Source organism: Nostoc sp., assembly GCF_036917775.1.
GTDB lineage: Bacteria > Cyanobacteriota > Cyanobacteriia > Cyanobacteriales > Nostocaceae > Nostoc.
Window position 1 is genome coordinate 160,656 of sequence record NZ_JBALEQ010000154.1, and the last position, 18,111, is coordinate 178,766.

Genomic DNA, 18,111 nt, shown 5'->3' on the forward strand with positions numbered 1-18,111 from the left:
ATACAGTTTACTAGATAAGCTCTACCTACACAGGCTAATTTGCCCAGTAGATAGCCTTCTTGAGATTGTCATCAATAGGTTTAACTGAAAAGGCGAGAAACATCAACAAAACCTTCATGTTTACTGACAATATTTGACACTTCGGAATACATACTTCCGACTTTACCTGATTGATGGGTAAACAATTTATGACAACCCACAATTATCAGCAGTTCTTGGGCGCGAGAAAATGCAACATTTACCCGTTCTGGTTTCTTAGCAAAACCCACATCTCCTTTGCTATTATTGCGAACCATACTTACAATTACAACAGGTCGCTCCATACCTTGAAATCTGTCTACGGTACCAGTACGAATCTCTAATGAAGGGAAAAGTTCAGATTGTAGGCGTTCATCAATTTTTCTTAATTGAGCGCCATAAAACGTAATTACGGCAATTTCTTTTTTTGGTTCACCATTAGCAACTTTAGAAGCCCAAGTAGTCTCGAACTGCTGACACAGATGTTCAATGGCATCAATTTCTGGAGTATTAAAGTAAGAAGTTCCATTTCTTTGCTCTAAAAACTGATTCTCGATAGGCGTTTTTACCCAAACAAGATGCTGAGATTCTTGGATAATTTCACCTGCTAAATGATGTGCGCGTTTTGTGTCCGGTTCCAAAATACCAGATTCTAGTTTACCATCATAAAACTGATTGATTGCACCCATAATAAATGGGTGCATTCGATATTGTGTAGTTAGCATTTGTTTAATGCTTTCATCAGCAGATTCAAACTGACTTTTAAATAGTGATTCTTCTAAAAATTGTAGTTCGTCTCGTGTATTACCAATTGTTTGAGCAACTTCTTCTAAAGTGCTAGTGTCAAGCATGGGTGGTAATTGCCGATGATCGCCTACCATAACTAACTTTTTACCTTTTAAGGCAGGGATTAGTAACTCTGGTGGAGTACACTTACTAACCTCATCAATAATAACAACATCAAAGGATTTGAATTCTTCCGAAAAACCTCTATTTGCAGCTTGAACGCAGGTGATACCAACGACGTTGGCATTATCTAAATATATGCGCCTTAAATCGTCGCGATCGCGCTCATTTGGCTGTCTTAATTTTGCAATCCAATCTTGGACAAAATTCTGATATTTGTTAATATAATTTTTTTCTGTTTCGAGTTCTTTCTGCCAAGATTCAAACTGATTATTGATACCACGCAATAACTCTATATTAAACAAGTCAGCAGCAGAATTTTCTAGTTTAAACTTATCCGGGATTCTTTGCCATTCTGTCAACCACCAATTTCTTTCTTCTCTTAAACTATCTGATGGTTGTGGTTGTAATTTATCTTCTATTTCACGCAAGCTAATTTGTAATTTTTGAAGCTGCTGTAGAGAAGTTTCAGTTTCTGCTTGTAGTTTTGATAAATGTTCGTGTAGCGAATTTTTAATCATCTCCAACACCGCAAAAGGTTCTAGGGATGAAATTAAGGTTTCAAGCTGACTAATGGAAGTTACCCAATAATTCACTTGATTTGAAAATTCTTGTGGATTTTCCCAAATATTTGATTGGGTTGCAAGATATTTATCAGTTAAAGTGCGTAATTGAGCAGGTATATTTTGTTGATTAAGTTCTTGCAAGATATTAATAACTCTACCAAGTTGCACATTAGCGTCTTGTTGTGCTTTTTCTACCTCAACTTGAGTAATGGGTATTTGCTGTTGGCTAATTTCATTTTTCTGAAGTTCATTTAATTGTCTTTGTAAATACTGAAGCTGTTGTTCAGTTTCGGTTTTGACTTTTAAAACGCATTGGCGTGCATTTATAAGAATAGTATCTAACAATTCTTGGGTAAGTCGGGTGAGAGTAGAATCGATATTATTCCATTCCCATGATGCGCCATAAGTTCGTTGCATTCTAATTAAGAAAACCTGGGTATTTTCGACCAGTAATTTTCGCTGTTTGGGATTGAGTAGCTGATAATTGCTAAACTGTTGATAGGTTTCTTGCCATTGGGTGCGATCGCTCTTTGATAGCACCATTGGAATCTGACTAAAATTTTCTTGCAAGAAATAGCTGAAATTATGCTGTTTACCCCGTCTATCAGTAAAACCTCCATCTATTTCATAAGTGATCGCTTTTGTCAATAGCTCCCATTCTGGCAGGTTAATTTTGTAAGTTTTTGGTACTATTGATAATTTTAATGTATTAGCAAACATCAATAAGCCAAGAGGTAAGTCCACCAAATTCTCTGTTAGTGGTAAACCTGATTGCTGACAATCTTTTAAAGTTTGATATAGATGAGAAAGTGCTGTAGATTTCCATTCTTTTACTGCTGAGATAATATAATCAATTTCCCGTTGGCGATTTTCCCAAATCTGGATTGTTTGCTGTAGGTTTTGTAGTTTAGCAAGATGTTTCTGATAATCTGGTTGTACTTGATTTAATAATGCAAAATTCTGTTTGACAACCTCCACTGATGCTGCAACTTCTAAAATAGCTTGACTAGCCTCTTGAGCATGAGTAAAAGCAGATTTAAATCCAGAAATTTCTGTTGCTACAGTTTCACGCAACCAAACCGCTAAACCAAAAGCACCAAGCGCCGGACGCACTAAGCCAAGTTCATCAGTATATTTTATGGTTTGACGAATATTTGCTAAAAATTCTTCTACTAAACTATTACCTTCGGTGTATGGCTTCAAAAGGGGTAAAAAATCTGTAACTTCTGGAGCTTCCCAATTTATATTTGGTGCAGTGTTTAGTATATTTTCTAAACCTGCAATTAGAGATTCAACGTTGTTCTGTTTTTCTATAGTTTCGCTGTAAGATTTTTCTTGATTTTTAAAGTTTGTTTCTACCTTTAATTTATTTTTATTGAATTTCGCTTGCTGCTGGCTAAATTCTTCTTCTGCTTGGAAGTAGGGTGTGAATCTTTGTGAGGATGCCAGTAATTGACTGAAAATTTTGATATTTTCGAGACGTTGTGTAATATTATTTTCGCAGTCATAAGCTGTATTTTCTAGCCATCTGCCAATTACTTGGTCTTCTAAAAATGGCTGTCCTTCTTCCCCAACTTTTTCGGCTCTACCCTTGCGTACTGCCCGAATTACTGGGTTATGAACTAATCGACTAAGGGCGTTATCTACTGCTAAATTGGCTTGAGAAGCAATTAGAGTTCGTCCACCACGAAGGGCAATTTGATAGCAAATTTCAGCAATTACAGTAGTTTTACCAGTACCTGGTGGACCTTGAATGAGAACAAGATCCTTGGCAGCAAGTACCTTTTCTACTGCTGCTTTTTGCCCTGGATTAGCGGAAGATAATAATAAATCTTGTGGTTGAAGTTCAATAGTACTTTTGATTTGTCTAGCTTGAGAAGCATCGAATAAAAAGTTGCCTAAATATGGATTTTGGGTGTAACCATTATTCAAATCATCTAAGGCTTTTTTCTTACGCTGAATCTGCTGAATATCACCAACTGCCTCGAAACATAAGAATCCGGTAGCTGGTAATTTATAGCGCTCTGTTGCCATGAATTCAGCTAAATCGCGTTCTAGTCTGAGGCTGATAATACAACGATTGGGATCAACTTCTTCAACAGTTCCTAATTGACGACCGCTAATCCAATTTTTTCCGACAGGAGCAGTTTCAAAAAGTTTTAAATCTTCGTTTTTTGTACGTCTTGCTCGTTCCCAAAAATTATCTACTTCGAGGGAATTTTGATAAAAACCGTCAAGGGTGGCTGAGTTTACATCAATTTCAAAACTAATCCGCCTTTTGAAGTTATAGTTATGACTTACGTAACGCACACAAAATTGACGTGCTTTAGCAATTTTTTCCTCAATTTGCAAAAACGCTTTCCAGGCTTTCAGCTGATCTTCTGTAGGTACATTTTCGCCACAAACTGGTGCGGTGGCGATGCGCTTCAATGTCGCTGGCGGAATGTCGAGATGATGCTGATGATTAGCCAGTAAACGCAAGCGACAAGGTATAGCATAGCTGTCGGCGTGTCCCCGTGAGGGTTGTAACAACTGAGCCGAAAGTATTTTTATACCGTCGCGTCCATCTTTTTGTACAGCTGCTCTAAATCCTAATGTTTTTCTGAGCTTGTCAAGTCTTGCAGGCAATGGAAAATCATCGGAGTCTGTCGCTATTGTTAAATCCCAAATTTCCTCTCTTGCCTCTTTCCCTGCACCTTTGCGACGCACATAAAATAAAGAAGGCTTTTTTCCGACACATTCAAACATTAACTCATTGGCGCGATCGCGCCGTTCCCTAAAATCGGGATATGATTTCAAGGCAGCCTCACCTTCAAGATGGCGGATGAAACTATCAATTGCTGAAGCTATAAATGTATAGCCCCAATCTTCAGAGGTTATTTTAGTAGTTTTCGAGGATTTTGCTGTTAATTTACTTATCGCTAAACGAATGCGTTCTACATCGGCTTCTGAAATTGAACTGGTATGACCTTTGACTACAATTTTGAGCTTTTCACAAATTAATAATAGCTTTTTGCTATCTAGATTTAATTCTTTTGCAAGTTCGTAGACTCTGAGTTTGCCGTTGTTCATCCACTATTTACCTTGTCCGTATTAGCCCAACCGTCTTGAACGTTTTACGGATTTAAAAATACTTTTTGTAACCGCAAAAAGCATGATTATTATGACACCGTAAAACAAGGCATTTAAGAAAAATGCCCCAAAATTTAGATTCTGGATATCTTCAACTCCAATTCTTCCCCAGCCATGTACTGGTGAGCCAGCATTATCATCATGCACTATTGGGAATGGGAACCCAGCCGTTAAAGAATCACCACCCATACACGCATTTGGAAGACATGGTTCACTTAAGCAGAGTTGTTCACAACCTGGAGGATTCTGATACCACAGCGATAAAATAGTTAACGGAATTCCTAACAATGTACTTAATATTATTACTGTTATTGCTTTTCCCAATTTTCTCATCTAAGGGACTTCCAAAGAATAGAGGTTGTATCAAAGTTTATACTGTTGATAAACTTCAGTAGCGGCGCGATGCAGTAGGGAATGCCGCCAAACTAAAGATTTCATATCATCAGCATAACCGCCGCCAATAACGCAGGCGACGGGATAACCGCTACTCATACAAGTAGTTAAAACCTGCATTTCCCGACGAAAAATGCCAGCATCAGTTAAGGCTAATTTGCCCAAGCGATCGCCTATATGAGGGTCAACACCAGCATCATAAAATACTAAGTCTGGCTTGACTTTAGACAACAAATCTGTTAGATAATTCGCCAATGTTTGTAAATAAGCATCATCTTCCATTCCCACCGGCAAAGGAACATCCAAATCGCTATTTTGTTTTGTACCGGGAAAATTGACTTCGCAGTGCATTGAGAAAGTAAAAACGCTATCGTCGTCTTGGAAGATAAAAGCGGTACCGTCTCCTTGATGGACATCCAAATCGACAATCAGGATTTTTTGGACGAGTCCGAATTTTTGTAAAACGCGACAAGCGATCGCTAAATCGTTGAAAATACAAAAACCAGACCCATAACTGGGAAAGGCATGATGAGTTCCACCAGCCGTATTACAAGCTAAACCATGACTTAATGCCAGTTTTGCGGTGAGTATCGTACCACCTACCGCTACACAGGTACGATTCGCTAATGCTGGACTCCAAGGTAAACCAATGCGACGCTGTGCTTTGGGGTCTAGGGTTCCTTCGCAATAAGCTTGAACGTAGCTTGGGGTGTGGACTAACTCTATCAATTCTAGCGGCGGACGTTCAGGGGTGTGAAATTGTTCTTGATTCGCTACACCATCAGCTAACAGCAATTCGTAGAGTTGTCGGAACTTAGACATCGGGAAACGATGTCCTTCAGGTAATGGAGCAATGTAATCTGGGTGGTAAATAATTGGCAAGTCCATAAGGAAAGACAATCTCAAGCAGCTAATCCGACAACAAGGTAAAATTTAGCCATAATCACAGTAAAAATGCTGTTCTTGTAAATCTAAAATTCCAAATTTAAATTAATTATGATGGAATGGATTCCGCCGATAACATTTATTCTAGCTGGCTTACTGGCTGGAATAATTGGTGAAAAAGTTATTTTCAAAAAACTAGAAATATTCGTTAATAATAAACGAATTGCGGGAGGGAATATTATATTTCAGTCTCTGCACCGCATGACTTTTATTTGGTTTGTCATTGCCGGTTTTTTTTGGGCAATTCTGAGCGCACCCCTTAAACCGGATATTGCGATCGTACTGCAAAAAGTTCTGACGATCGCACTGCTGTATTCTGTAACCCTAGTTTTAGCCAGATTGACTGCTGGTTTTGTGAATTTATTTATTCGCAGAGCAGAAGGGGTTCCCACATCGCTAATTTCTAACCTTGCGAAGATTACTGTTTTAGTTTTGGGAACATTAATCATATTGCAAACTGTGGGTGTTCAAATTACCCCGATCATCACAACTTTAGGTATTGGTGGTTTAGCAGTTGGTTTGGCACTTCAAGACACTTTAGCAAATTTGTTTTCTGGCTTTTACTTAATTATTTCCAAGCAAGTTAGAACCGGAGACTATGTAAAATTAGATGCTGGACATGAGGGATATGTTATAGATATTTCTTGGCGCAATACAACAATGAGAGAAATTTCCAATAATGTAGTAATTGTTCCTAATTCTAAATTATCATCAGCGATTTTCACCAACTATCATTTACCCGCCAAGGAAATTACTTTAACAATGGATGTGGGTGTCAGTTATGATAGCGATTTGGAACAAGTTGAAAAAGTAACTGTAGAAGTGGCTAAAGAAGTTATGCAAGAAATTGCACCGGAATTAAAACAAAGTGAACCATTTATTAGATTTCATACTTTTAATGATTTTAGTATAGATTTTACGCTTTATATGCGCGTAAATGAATACTTTGATCAACGGATTGGAAAACATTTATTTGTGAAAAAGTTACACAAACGTTATAAGCAAGCTGGAATTCAAATTCCTTTTCCGATTAGAAAAGTGTATATGCAAAATAATTCAGCTATAGGAAAAAATTAGTATTTGCCACGCTAAACCTCATCTATGTTGAAACCTAGAGTTTTTTAAAAGATATAGGACTTACGCATGAGTTACGGAATAACGAACCGCAGAGGCACATAGAAGCCAGTGCGTTGGGCGGGTTCCCCGACTTGTTCGCTCTTAGCGTTCCCGCAGGGTAGCAACTGGCGCGGCACGGAGAAATAAGAGTTTGAGAGATATTTTGCGTAAGTCCTAAGATATATTTATGTAGGTTGGGTGGAGTGAAACGCAACCCAACATTACCACCAAATTTTATGTTGGGTTACGCGTGCAAGACGTGAGCTAACTTAAATTGCTAATGCTCGTTTTTCTAATGGTAGTTCAAAGCGATCGCCTGGTTTCGGTTCAAGTACCTGTGTCGCCAGATTATTTTTCTCTACTAACGAACGAAATTCTTCAGCAGTTCCTTTAGTTTGAATGAGTTTCATCAGCAATCCTTCAAACGCCACATCACCACCAGCCGCCGTAGGTATTATTACTTGAGGTTGTAACGACTTTACTACTTCTAAAGCGCTATTTTTGCCTTTAATAATCGGCCCCAGCAAAGGCAACGTCATATCAATAAACGGTGTAATCACGACATCAATGGGTGCAGATTGCTGAAGTTGTGGAGAATGATAACCGTGAGGCTCGTAGTATACAGTTACACCACTCTCTAATTCTTTGAGAAGATAACTATTTTCTACTAGAGTGGGGCCAATGGGCGAACCGGGGAAAGCTTTAATTTCAACTTGATTATTTAAAGTGAAAGTTTCACCATGAGCAAGAGTAGTAACTTGGGTGTAACCTAACTGCTGTACTACCTTGGCAGCATTGGGAGAGGCTACAACTTTGATGTTGTGGTCGAGTACCTGAAGCGTTGGTGGGTGGGCGTGGTCTTCTAAACCCTGAGATAGCAGGATCAAGTCAATATTATCTGGTATTGGGCGATTTTGCGATCGCGAACCTTTAAATAACCAATCTAAATTGCTGAAAATTAACGAACCAACCAGCCAAGGGTCAATCAGTATTCTTTTCCCACCAATTTCCAGTAACCAAGAGTTGCTGTCGAACCAAGTTAAAAACATAAATTTTGTGAAGATAACGCCTACCTTCATTATCAATCGTGTCAGCTTTCTATGTAAGCAATGAGGTCAATACCTACATTCGTGCGCTTAAGTCTACACACAGGGTTTTTTTATGTCTGATCTTGGTTTTACTCACATTGCACTTGCAGTTAGTGATGTTGATGCAAGTATCTCATTTTATGCAAAGTATGCTCAGATGACAGTTGTGCATCGTCGCACCGATCAAACTACTCACGTAGATGTTGCTTGGATTAGTGACCTGACTAGACCTTTTGTGATTGTCCTAATTAAAGCAGCTAAAGTAGAAGGCGCATTATTACCACAATCCCATCTTGGGGTAGCTTATCAGAATCGTGAGGAAATCGATCGCCTATGCAATGAGGCACGCGCTGAGGGAATACTGTTGGATGGTCCAAATGACTGGGGCTTTCCGGTTGGTTACTGGGCTTTTATTCGAGACCCTGATGGTCATACACTAGAAATTTCCTATGGTCAGGAAATTAGTTTTACAGTTGAGCAAGCTAGAGACGCAATTAATCGCGTCTCTTAAAAAAAGAGTATTACTTTTTACCAGGGGTGCGTCCACCTTCATCATTACTACCACCGTAAGGACGTGAATTGCCTGGGTCGCATCCCTCAGCGCCATTACCAATTCCTTGGTTGCAATGGCGACGCGGTTTGACACGCTCCATCGAATCCTCAGTTGCAACTTGTTGTTGTCCAACCACATATTGCGACGAGATGTTTGCAACCTTTCCAGTGCTAGACAAGGCTTGGTATATTAAAGCAGATACTTCAGACCTGGTTGCTACCTGTTCAGCATTTAGCAAGTTCACATTGGGATAGTTGACGACTATACCGCGTTGTGTCAAAGCAGCAATCAGACTGCGATATTCAGGACGGATAGTATTTGCATCGCTATAAACAGATAAGATTGTATCTGTGGAGCCAGTAGCTTGATAATTTAATCTCTGCGCTAATGCTACCAAAACATCAAGGCGAGAAAGCTTTTGGCTGGGGTTGAAATCCTTACCCACAACACTGTTTAAAAAGCCCATTTGATAAACTTCGCTGATGGCATTGTAAGCCCAATATCGATTTGAGACATCCTTAAAAGCAATAGCTTGGCGAATTTTCCCCTTGGCAAAGGCTTTCTGCAACATTGCCGCAAATTGGGCACGAGTTACTGGTGCATCTGGACGGAAAGTCCCATCAGGAAAACCTTCGAGAATTTCCATTCTTGCCAATTTGGTAATAAAATTTCTAGCCCAGTAGTTTACGGAAACATCAGAAAAACCAACTTGCAGAGTTCGAGACATACTGATTTGGCGATAATTCATTAGCATTTGACTAATGTCGTAGCTAGAGTTATCGCTGACTTCCATCACCTGCACCATACTACCTGGATTAGTTTGCAAAACATCTGCCAAGTCGGAACTAAAAGCCTTAACGAACGACTGACGGACTAAAGCATAATCTCCTTGAGTGAAAGAAAGGGGATAAACACTTGTTTTGGCAATTGTTGACAAACCTTCTACTTGGAACTGACTACCTTGAAAGGTTTGAGAACTGCTCAGGAAAATAACACCTTGGTTTCTGATTTGGGTAAAGTAGTCGTAGGTGGTGGCATTTGTGTCAATAGTGCCGTCTTGGTCAGCATCAAGACCATAAACAGTGCGAACAACTTGGTATTCATTAGGCTTGGCTGACACAATCAGGTTAACTGTGGTGTTTGCCGGCAAACATTCAAATTCGCTGTAGCCAATAAAGCGGTTTTGAATATCATACAATCGCACGACAATGCGATCGCTAGCTTTTAACCCCTTAACAAATTTTACTCTTTGCTTAATTTTGTATTTATAATCGCCCACAAACCGTTCTTGTAAATAATTATTATCACTTTTACTCTTGACAGAAACGCGGGCAATTACCTCTGAAAAAGTATTTGCTGGTTGCCAAATCGCAAGGCTAAAACCTGTTTTTTTCCCTTTTGCCGAAACTTTATTACTATCTACCTGAGTGCGATTCGTTGTTTCTACTTTTTTATCAACTAAAAGTAGTTGATTTGTGGAATTATCAGATATTTGGGCGACGGTAGTAGAGAACCCTAAAGCTGCCGATGCAGAAGATATTGGCGAAAATATTGCCACTGAGGTTACAGCTAAAATAAATTTGCTCATTTGAGCAAAGTAACTTTGATTCATGTATTTCATCTCACATCACCATTCATCTAATAAGTCAAGGGATACTAAGTACACCTTGACTTATTAATCCCTTGGGGTAGATGGAACTAACAGCACTCAGCACTCTTTCGGTCAGAGAAAATTACTATATTAAAGAAACACTTTATTAATCTTAATAATGACTGTAAGTACACAACCGCTTGCAACTCAAGACGCTTTTGAAAAATTCTTTTGGACTTGGCAGGGCTACAAAATTCAGTACACTGTCATGGGCACAGGAAGACCTCTAGTACTGGTTCACGGCTTCGGTGCTTCCATTGGACATTGGCGTAAAAATATCCCAGTTTTAGCTGATGCTGGCTACCAAGTATTTGCCATAGACCTTTTAGGCTTTGGTGGTTCCGATAAAGCGCCCATTGATTACAGTGTGGAAGTTTGGGTGGAACTGCTGAAAGATTTCTGCACAGCACACATCCAAGAACCTGCCGTATTTATTGGCAACTCCATCGGCGCACTTTTGAGCTTAATTGTACTGGTAGAACATCCAGAAATCGCTGCTGGTGGTATTTTAATAAACTCTGCGGGTGGATTGAGTCATCGTCCCCACGAATTGAACCCACCGCTACGGATGGTGATGGCAGCTTTTAATCGGTTTGTGCGATCGCCAATTACAGGTAAATTTGTCTATAACCGCATTCGCCAAAAAGCCCAAATTCGCCGTACTCTCTACCAAGTTTACCGCGATCGCCAAGCCGTCACCGATGAATTAGTCGATTTACTTTATACTCCCTCTTGCGACCCAGGAGCGCAACAAGTCTTCGCTTCCATTCTCACAGCCCCTCCTGGCCCTAGTCCAGAGGAACTTTTGCCCAAAGTAGAACGTCCTCTATTAGTAATTTGGGGTGCTGATGATCCCTGGACACCAATTACCGGGGCCAAGATTTACGAAGAGGCGCGTGAGAATGGCAAAGAAATCAAAATAGTTCCCATTCCCAATGCCGGTCATTGTCCGCACGATGAAGTTCCAGATGTTGTCAATGCCCAGATTATCGATTGGCTAACGCAAAATTAGTAATTTTATGCCAAGACGCAAATGCAAAGATACTTTCTGTCAATGTGTCTTGGCCTATGCAGAGTAGAAATGGGGCTAACAATCTGGGTCACTCAATTTTAGATTCTAGATTTTAGATTTTAGATTGAACAGGCAACCGAACGGCATCTACAAGCACAAATTTCACTGTTGCCTGTTGCCTGTTGCCTATTCCCTCTCCCAAAAGGATTGACAGAATCAAACTTGTATGGTTTGTAATGGAGCTTGATGTGCGTAATGGACATAAAGAGGTAATTCCCTCAAATCACCATCCAGATTTTTCTCAACAAGGCTATCAAGTTATCAGCGAACTAGGACGCAACCGAGAAGGGGGACGAATTACTTACTTAGCTAATGTCCTCAACTCTAAGCAACAGGTAGTAATTAAAGAGTTTTGTTTTGCTCGGGCCGATGCTGATTTGTCAGGTGTGAAAGCTTATGAGCGCGAAATCAAAATTTTGCAGCAACTCAATCATTCTCGCATCCCTCGCTATCTAGATTCCTTTGAAATACCAGGAGCTTTTTATCTGGTACAGGAACATAAAAATGCCCCATCTTTAGGCTTAAAAAATAGCTTTCATCCAGAAGAAATTAAGCAAATTGCTCTGTCAATTTTAGAGCTTTTGGTTTATCTACAAAAACAAGCTCCGCCAATTATTCATCGGGATATCAAACCAGAGAATATTTTGGTTGATGAGCAACTGAATACTTATTTAGTTGATTTTGGATTAGCTAGAATACAGGGTGCAAAAATAGCTCTTAGCAGCTTTATAGCAGGAACCCCAGGTTTTATGCCACCAGAAGAACAGTTTGGTCATTCCCTGACTGAGGCATCAGATTTATATAGTTTAGGAGCAACACTAATTTGCTTACTTACTAATACCCGTTCTGTTGATATTGGAAAATTAATTGATGATAACTACCGCTTTAATTTCCAGCAATTAGTTCCTCAAATCAGTCCGCGTTTTCGGTGGTGGTTAATGACAATGGTGGAACGTAACCGAAACCGTCGCTATGCTAATGCGGCTATTGCTTTAAAAGCACTTGAGCCAATTGAGGTTGTTGGTACTGGCACTGGAATAGATAATTTAATCAGTACAATCAAACCTAGAAAACGAGCTACAGTGCTGGGACTAGCAACTGTTATTACACTAGCTGCGATGGGGGCAACTTTGATGAGTTGTCAGCCTGGTAGTGCAGTTAGGCAATTGCTGGAAACTAGAGAATGTCAAAGCTTAGATTTCAAAGCAAGTTGTCAACAAAAAACCGGAAATTAAGATTAATTAGGTTGCATCTGGCTAAGGATTACAGTCGTTTTCAATTGAATAGACTACATGATTAGGGGCACAATATATTGTGCCCCTAAAATTATATGTATTCCACCCTTGTGAAAATTGCTGTCATTTTCACGAGTATTAAAGACTCGTCAACGGAGTTCAAAGGTGGATGAATCCAGTTCAAACACTCGTCAACGGAGATAAAAGGTGGATGAATCCGGTTCAAACACTCGTTAACGGAGATAAAAGGTGGATGAATCCGGTTCAAACACTCGTTAACGGAGATAAAAGGTGGATTCATCCAGTTCAAACACTCGTTAACGGAGATAAAAGGTGGATTCATCCAGTTCAAACACTCGTTAACGGAGATAAAAGGTGGATTCATCCAGTTCAAATAGTCGTTAACGGAGATAAAAGGTGGATTCATCCAGTTCAAATACTTGTCAACGGTAATGTACTATCAGTAATTGTGTAGTTATTTGCTGTAGTAAACTACATCTAAGCCAGAAGCCTGCATTCAATAGTTGATAGCGCTGTGAAAAAAATCCTGATTGTGTCAGCTAATCCCACAACGACAGATAAACTTCGCTTGGACGAGGAAGTAAGGGAAATTCAGGAAGGGTTGCAACGCTCTCGCAGCCGAGATAAGTTTGAACTAATTACTAAATGGGCGGTGCGTCCTGACGATTTGCGGCGTGCGCTTTTAGACCATAATCCTCATATCATCCATTTTTCTGGACATGGGGGTGGAAATCAAGGTTTAGCCTTGGAAAATAATACAGGGCAAATGCAGCTAGTGAGTACAGAGTCACTGGCAAGGCTATTTAAGTTATTTAAAAACAAAATTGAGTGTGTATTATTAAATGCCTGTTACAGCGAGGTGCAAGCCGAGTCTATTTATCAACACATCAATTGCGTGGTTGGGATGAATCGGGCAATTGGCGATCGCGCCGCAATTAAATTTGCGGTAGGCTTTTATGATGCACTGGGCGCTGATAGGTCTTATGAGGATGCTTATGAGTTTGGCTGTAGCGCTATTGACTTAGAAAGTATTCCAGAGTCTTCTACCCCAGTGCTGAAAAGTCGGAACAATGCTCAAGGTGCTATCTCTGCTAACGAAACGATTCCAGATACCGAGATAAAAACAGCAGTATCCTTAGAAAATCCAGAAGGGCAGGTAGCTTTAAACTCTGCTTTCTATGTCGAGCGATCGCCGATTGAGGTAGACTGTTATGAAGCCATTCTTCAACCAGGGGCCTTAATTCGCATCAAAGCTCCCCGCCAGATGGGCAAAACTTCGCTGATGTCGCGGGTTCTCCATCATGCTAGTCAACATGGCTATCAGACAGCACCCGTGAATTTCCAGTCAGCTGATGCAGAATTTCTCGGTAATTTAGACCAGTTTTTGCAGTGGTTCTGTGCCAGCATTACTTACGAATTGAATCTACCAGAGAAGCTAGACGATTATTGGAAGGGTGTTTTAGGTAGCAAGAATAAATGTACAAATTACTTTCAACGGTATTTATTACCCGCCATTAATAGCCCCATAGCTTTGGGTTTGGATGAAGTTGATGAAGTCTTTAAGCATCCCATAATTGCGGCTGATTTTTTTGGATTACTACGAGCTTGGCATGAACGGTCAAAGAATGAGACAGTTTGGAAAAATCTCCGGTTGGTGATTGTGCATTCTAAGGAAGTTTATATACCGCTCAATATTAATCAGTCGCCTTTTAATGTCGGCTTACCCATTGAATTGCCAGACTTAAATCAAACACAAGTACAAGACTTGGTACAGCGTCACGGACTCAATTGGTCTGACTCACAAATTAAAGAATTAATGACACTCGTCGGTGGTCATCCTTATTTAGTGCGGGTAGCGCTTTATGAAATTGCCCGTGGCAGGATGACGCTGGGAAATCTTCAAAAAATCGCGGCAACCGAGGAAGGGCCTTACAGTGACCATTTACGCCGCCATTGGCTGAACTTGCAAGAGGATGCAGAATTGCTAGCTGCCGTCAAACAAGCGATGATGGCAAATCGCGCCGTGGATGTAGGCACAACTGAAGCATTCAAACTCCGCAGTATGGGGTTAGTTAAGTTTCAAGGTAATCAAGTAGTGCCACTGTGTGAATTGTACCGTCAATATTTTTTGAATCGGTTGGGAATTAAAAATTAAAAAACTACATTAGGAAAACCTGAAATACTTTCATCTGCAATTACCATTTAACTAAAAGGCTCAACAATGGTTCAACTTATTCAAGGAAAAGATATCACCCTAGCCCAACTCATCGATGAATTTGGTCTACACCTTGCAGACGACGAACTTTTTTTTTCAGAGTGGCAGCAAGATTTACCTAAGTTGAGTGATTTAGAAAAGCAATCTCTCAACGAAGTCAAGACAGAATATTTGCATCTATCGAAATATCCTATTTTAGAACCTGTAATCAAAATGGTAGTGCTATCTCCACTATTGCGCCTAGCAGGTTTTTATCAACCGCCTTTCTACATCGCCTCAGAACAAGAGGTCAGAATTTCTTCTGAAGACGAAGGCATCATTATCAGAGGACGTATTGACATCTTAGTGTTCCATCCTCCACTTTGGGTTCTCGTTATTGAGGCAAAACGAGCAGATTACTCATTAGTGCCAGCAATTCCACAAGCATTGGCTTATATGTTGGCAGATGCAACTTCGGCAAAACCTGTTTTTGGGTTTGTCACCAATGGTAATGAATTTAGATTTATCAAACTGCTAAAAACTGAAACTCCACAATACGCTCTATCTGATTTGTTTGCTTTAGATAGTCGTGATGACATATATATTGTTTTGAAAGTATTAAAGCACCTAGCTTATTTAATTCGTAATTCGTAATCTTGTAGGGTGTGTTATGCCATTGACTAACGCACCATACCAAAACCAAACTAGCTTAGACTTTATAATTTTTAATTTTTAATTTTTAATTTTTAATTGTTTATGACCCAGTACCAATATCAAGTCGGTGGTAGTCTGCCTCAAAATGCACCAACTTATGTCAGACGGCAAGCTGACCATGACCTCTATGAAGGCTTGAAGGCTGGGAATTTTTGTTATGTACTCAATTCCCGGCAGATGGGGAAATCTAGCTTGCGGGTGCAGGTAATGCAGCAGTTGCAAACAGAGGGATTTGCTTGTGCTGTTGTTGATATTACAGCTATTGGGACGGCAGATATTACCCCAGAACAGTGGTACGCCGGGGTGATTGATACTCTGGTGGGAAGTTTTAATATTTATCCAACTTTTGATTTAGATACTTGGTGGACTGATAACGCTTTGCTTTCACCAGTGCAGCACTTTAGCAAGTTTATTGAAACAATATTACTAAAAACAATTACAGAAAAGATTGTTATTTTTATTGATGAAATTGACAGCATATTGAGTCTTTCATTCAACTTGGATGACTTTTTTGCAGTTATCCGCGATTGCTACAACCGACGAGCAGACCATCCTGAATATAATCGCCTCACCTTTGCGTTGATTGGAGTATCTACGCCTTCAGATTTGATTCAAGACAAACGCCGGACACCTTTTAATATTGGACAGGCAATTGATTTAACTGGCTTTCAACTCCAAGAGGCGCAACCCTTGGCACAGGGATTAGCAGAAGTGGGTGATTCTCAAGAGTTAATGCAGGTGGTGCTGGACTGGACGGGAGGACAGCCGTTTTTGACGCAAAAAGTTTGTAAGTTGCTGGTACAGGGGGGACTGGAGACTAGGAACTGGGGACTAGAGATTGGGGACTGGGTAGAAGAGTTGGTACGCGAGGGGATTATTGAGAATTGGGAGACGCAAGATGAGCCGGAGCATTTGAAGACGATTCGAGACAGAATCATGCAGAGTGGAGAACAAAGAACTGGGCGATTGTTGGGGTTGTATCAGCAGATTTTGCAGCAGGGAGAGATAGTAGCTGATGATAGTCCTGAAGAAACGGAACTGCGGTTGACGGGTTTGGTGGTGAAGCGGGAGGGGAAGCTGCGAATTTATAACCGGATTTATGCAGAGGTGTTTAAGCAAGAGTGGTGCGAAAAGATTTTAGCAAACTTGCGCCCCTACTCCGATACATTTAATGCCTGGGTTGAGTCGGAACGTGAAGATGAGTCGCGCTTGTTGCGGGGACAGACTTTGCAAGATGCCCAAGAATGGGCACTCGGTAAAAGTTTGAGTGATTTGGACTACCAGTTTTTAGCTGCTAGCCAAGAGTTGGAAAAGCGCGATGTGCAGAAAAGGCTGGAGGCAGAGGAACAGGCAAAGCAAGTTTTAGCAGAAGCGAACCACAAAGCTAATCGACGGATTCGCATTGGTTCTGTAGTGCTGGGTTTTGCTCTGGTGGGGGCAATTGCTTCGGGAATATTTGCACAACAGAGTGTTCAGCAAGCTAATCATGCCAACACAGATTTAAAAACAGCTAAGACAGAAGCCGAAGCCCAGCGTCAAAAAAACGAGCGGATATCGCAGCAGGCAAAAAACACAGAAGCCAGAGAGAAACAAGCAAAAGCTAACTTGAGAAAAGCTAATCAACAGTTTAAAGCCGCAACAAAAAAGGCGAAGTCTGCTGAGGAAGATGCCAAGAAAGCAACCATAGAAAAACAACAGGCACAACAACAAACAGGAAAAGCTCAAAGTGACCTGAAAGTAGCAGACATTGCCCGGAAAAATGCTTTGGAGGGACTAAACAAGGCACAGCAACAACAACAGCAAGCACAAGGAGATTTGAAAACAGCGCAGATTGCCAAGAAAGAGGCAGATGTAGCCCGGAAAAATGCCCTCACAGCTACGCGATTGGAACAAGACGGAACAAATGCGCTGCGACAGTTTTATTCAAGGGAAATTGACGGATTGCTGTTAACGATGCGGGCTTCTAAAGAATTGAAAAGTCTAGTTAAGGATAAACAATCTTTAGCAGAATATCCGGCTTACAGCCCTTTGTTTAGTTTACAGACTATTCTGCTGAACATTCGTGAACAAAATCAGTTGGAGGGGCATAGCATTTCGGTCTATAGCGTCGTCTTCAGCCCAGATGGCAAAACTTTAGCTTCCGCCAGTGCTGACACCACGATCAAATTGTGGAATCGGGACACGGGCAAAGAAATTTCCCCCCTGACTGGGCATAGCAATTTGGTCAACAGCGTCGTCTTCAGCCCAGATGGCAAAACTTTAGCTTCCGCCAGTGCTGACAACACGATCAAATTGTGGAATCGGGACACGGGCAAAGAAATTTCCACCCTGACTGGGCATAGCAATGAGGTCAGAAGCGTCGTCTTCAGCCCGGATGGCAAAACTTTAGCTTCCGCCAGTCGTGACAACACCATCAAATTGTGGAATCGGGACACGGGCAAAGAAATTTCCACCCTGACTGGGCATAGCAATGAGGTCAGAAGCGTCGTCTTCAGCCCGGATGGCAA

At 40.7% G+C, this 18,111-nt stretch carries 13 protein-coding genes; 7 read left to right on the forward strand and 6 right to left on the reverse strand.

Features of this window, described 5'->3' with window-relative positions; translation table 11 throughout:
- Positions 1 to 80: 80 nt before the first annotated feature.
- Genes V7K69_RS31105 through V7K69_RS31115 form a run of 3 tightly spaced genes read right to left on the reverse strand, consistent with a single transcriptional unit; the run spans position 81 to position 5,903 of the window.
- On the reverse strand, positions 81 to 4,562 hold the full coding sequence (locus V7K69_RS31105) for a translation initiation factor IF-2 N-terminal domain-containing protein (protein WP_335041818.1): 4,482 nt from the start codon (positions 4,560 to 4,562) through the stop codon (positions 81 to 83).
- A gap of 21 nt (positions 4,563 to 4,583) precedes the next feature.
- Positions 4,584 to 4,955 carry a hypothetical protein gene (locus V7K69_RS31110; RefSeq protein WP_335041820.1) on the reverse strand — a complete coding sequence of 124 codons (372 nt, stop codon included), beginning with the start codon at positions 4,953 to 4,955 and terminating at the stop codon, positions 4,584 to 4,586.
- Between the two features lie 30 nt (positions 4,956 to 4,985).
- Positions 4,986 to 5,903, reverse strand: a complete 918-nt coding sequence (locus tag V7K69_RS31115; protein WP_335041823.1) for a histone deacetylase family protein — start codon at positions 5,901 to 5,903, stop codon at positions 4,986 to 4,988.
- Positions 5,904 to 6,011: 108 nt separating this feature from the next.
- Between V7K69_RS31115 and V7K69_RS31120 the strand changes: the two genes are divergently transcribed.
- Complete coding sequence (locus tag V7K69_RS31120; protein WP_335041825.1) at positions 6,012 to 7,037, forward strand: mechanosensitive ion channel family protein; 1,026 nt, start codon at positions 6,012 to 6,014, stop codon at positions 7,035 to 7,037.
- 308 nt (positions 7,038 to 7,345) lie between these two features.
- Here V7K69_RS31120 and V7K69_RS31125 read toward each other — a convergent pair whose 3' ends face one another.
- On the reverse strand, positions 7,346 to 8,125 hold the full coding sequence (locus V7K69_RS31125; RefSeq protein WP_335041827.1) for an MBL fold metallo-hydrolase: 780 nt from the start codon (positions 8,123 to 8,125) through the stop codon (positions 7,346 to 7,348).
- A 112-nt stretch (positions 8,126 to 8,237) separates the two neighbouring features.
- Here V7K69_RS31125 and V7K69_RS31130 point away from each other — a divergent pair, with 112 nt between their 5' ends.
- Positions 8,238 to 8,675 (forward strand): VOC family protein, encoded by a 438-nt coding sequence (locus tag V7K69_RS31130; protein WP_335041829.1) that lies wholly within the window; start codon positions 8,238 to 8,240, stop codon positions 8,673 to 8,675.
- Between the two features lie 10 nt (positions 8,676 to 8,685).
- Here the strand turns inward: V7K69_RS31130 and V7K69_RS31135 are convergent, their stop codons facing one another.
- Entirely contained in the window at positions 8,686 to 10,329 is a 1,644-nt protein-coding gene (locus tag V7K69_RS31135) for an S-layer homology domain-containing protein (protein ID WP_335041831.1), read from the reverse strand.
- 157 nt (positions 10,330 to 10,486) lie between these two features.
- Between V7K69_RS31135 and V7K69_RS31140 the strand changes: the two genes are divergently transcribed.
- Both V7K69_RS31140 and V7K69_RS31145 read left to right on the forward strand, forming a co-directional pair.
- Positions 10,487 to 11,380 carry an alpha/beta fold hydrolase gene (locus V7K69_RS31140; protein WP_335041833.1) on the forward strand — a complete coding sequence of 298 codons (894 nt, stop codon included), beginning with the start codon at positions 10,487 to 10,489 and terminating at the stop codon, positions 11,378 to 11,380.
- A 236-nt stretch (positions 11,381 to 11,616) separates the two neighbouring features.
- Positions 11,617 to 12,675: a serine/threonine protein kinase gene (locus tag V7K69_RS31145; protein WP_335041835.1), complete on the forward strand. Its 1,059-nt coding sequence runs from the start codon at positions 11,617 to 11,619 to the stop codon at positions 12,673 to 12,675.
- Between the two features lie 91 nt (positions 12,676 to 12,766).
- Here V7K69_RS31145 and V7K69_RS31150 read toward each other — a convergent pair whose 3' ends face one another.
- Positions 12,767 to 13,102, reverse strand: coding sequence for a hypothetical protein (locus V7K69_RS31150; RefSeq protein ID WP_335041837.1), 336 nt, complete (start codon positions 13,100 to 13,102; stop codon positions 12,767 to 12,769).
- A gap of 108 nt (positions 13,103 to 13,210) precedes the next feature.
- Here V7K69_RS31150 and V7K69_RS31155 point away from each other — a divergent pair, with 108 nt between their 5' ends.
- The 3 genes from V7K69_RS31155 to V7K69_RS31165 all read left to right on the forward strand — a co-directional run.
- A complete protein-coding gene (locus V7K69_RS31155) occupies positions 13,211 to 14,851 on the forward strand; it encodes an AAA-like domain-containing protein (protein ID WP_335041839.1) in 1,641 nt (546 codons plus the stop codon).
- 66 nt (positions 14,852 to 14,917) lie between these two features.
- Positions 14,918 to 15,544 carry a type I restriction endonuclease gene (locus V7K69_RS31160; RefSeq protein WP_335041841.1) on the forward strand — a complete coding sequence of 209 codons (627 nt, stop codon included), beginning with the start codon at positions 14,918 to 14,920 and terminating at the stop codon, positions 15,542 to 15,544.
- 102 nt (positions 15,545 to 15,646) lie between these two features.
- On the forward strand, positions 15,647 to 18,111 hold a 2,465-nt coding region (locus V7K69_RS31165), incomplete at its 3' end, for an AAA-like domain-containing protein (RefSeq protein ID WP_335041843.1).

Coding starts and splice junctions, on each gene's coding strand:
- V7K69_RS31105 (WP_335041818.1), bottom strand. CDS start 4,562: ATGAACAACGGCAAACTCAGAGTCTACGAACTTGCAAAAGAATTAAAT.
- V7K69_RS31110 (WP_335041820.1), bottom strand. CDS start 4,955: ATGAGAAAATTGGGAAAAGCAATAACAGTAATAATATTAAGTACATTG.
- V7K69_RS31115 (WP_335041823.1), bottom strand. CDS start 5,903: ATGGACTTGCCAATTATTTACCACCCAGATTACATTGCTCCATTACCT.
- V7K69_RS31120 (WP_335041825.1), top strand. CDS start 6,012: ATGATGGAATGGATTCCGCCGATAACATTTATTCTAGCTGGCTTACTG.
- V7K69_RS31125 (WP_335041827.1), bottom strand. CDS start 8,125: ATGTTTTTAACTTGGTTCGACAGCAACTCTTGGTTACTGGAAATTGGT.
- V7K69_RS31130 (WP_335041829.1), top strand. CDS start 8,238: ATGTCTGATCTTGGTTTTACTCACATTGCACTTGCAGTTAGTGATGTT.
- V7K69_RS31135 (WP_335041831.1), bottom strand. CDS start 10,329: ATGAATCAAAGTTACTTTGCTCAAATGAGCAAATTTATTTTAGCTGTA.
- V7K69_RS31140 (WP_335041833.1), top strand. CDS start 10,487: ATGACTGTAAGTACACAACCGCTTGCAACTCAAGACGCTTTTGAAAAA.
- V7K69_RS31145 (WP_335041835.1), top strand. CDS start 11,617: ATGGAGCTTGATGTGCGTAATGGACATAAAGAGGTAATTCCCTCAAAT.
- V7K69_RS31150 (WP_335041837.1), bottom strand. CDS start 13,102: ATGAATCCACCTTTTATCTCCGTTAACGACTATTTGAACTGGATGAAT.
- V7K69_RS31160 (WP_335041841.1), top strand. CDS start 14,918: ATGGTTCAACTTATTCAAGGAAAAGATATCACCCTAGCCCAACTCATC.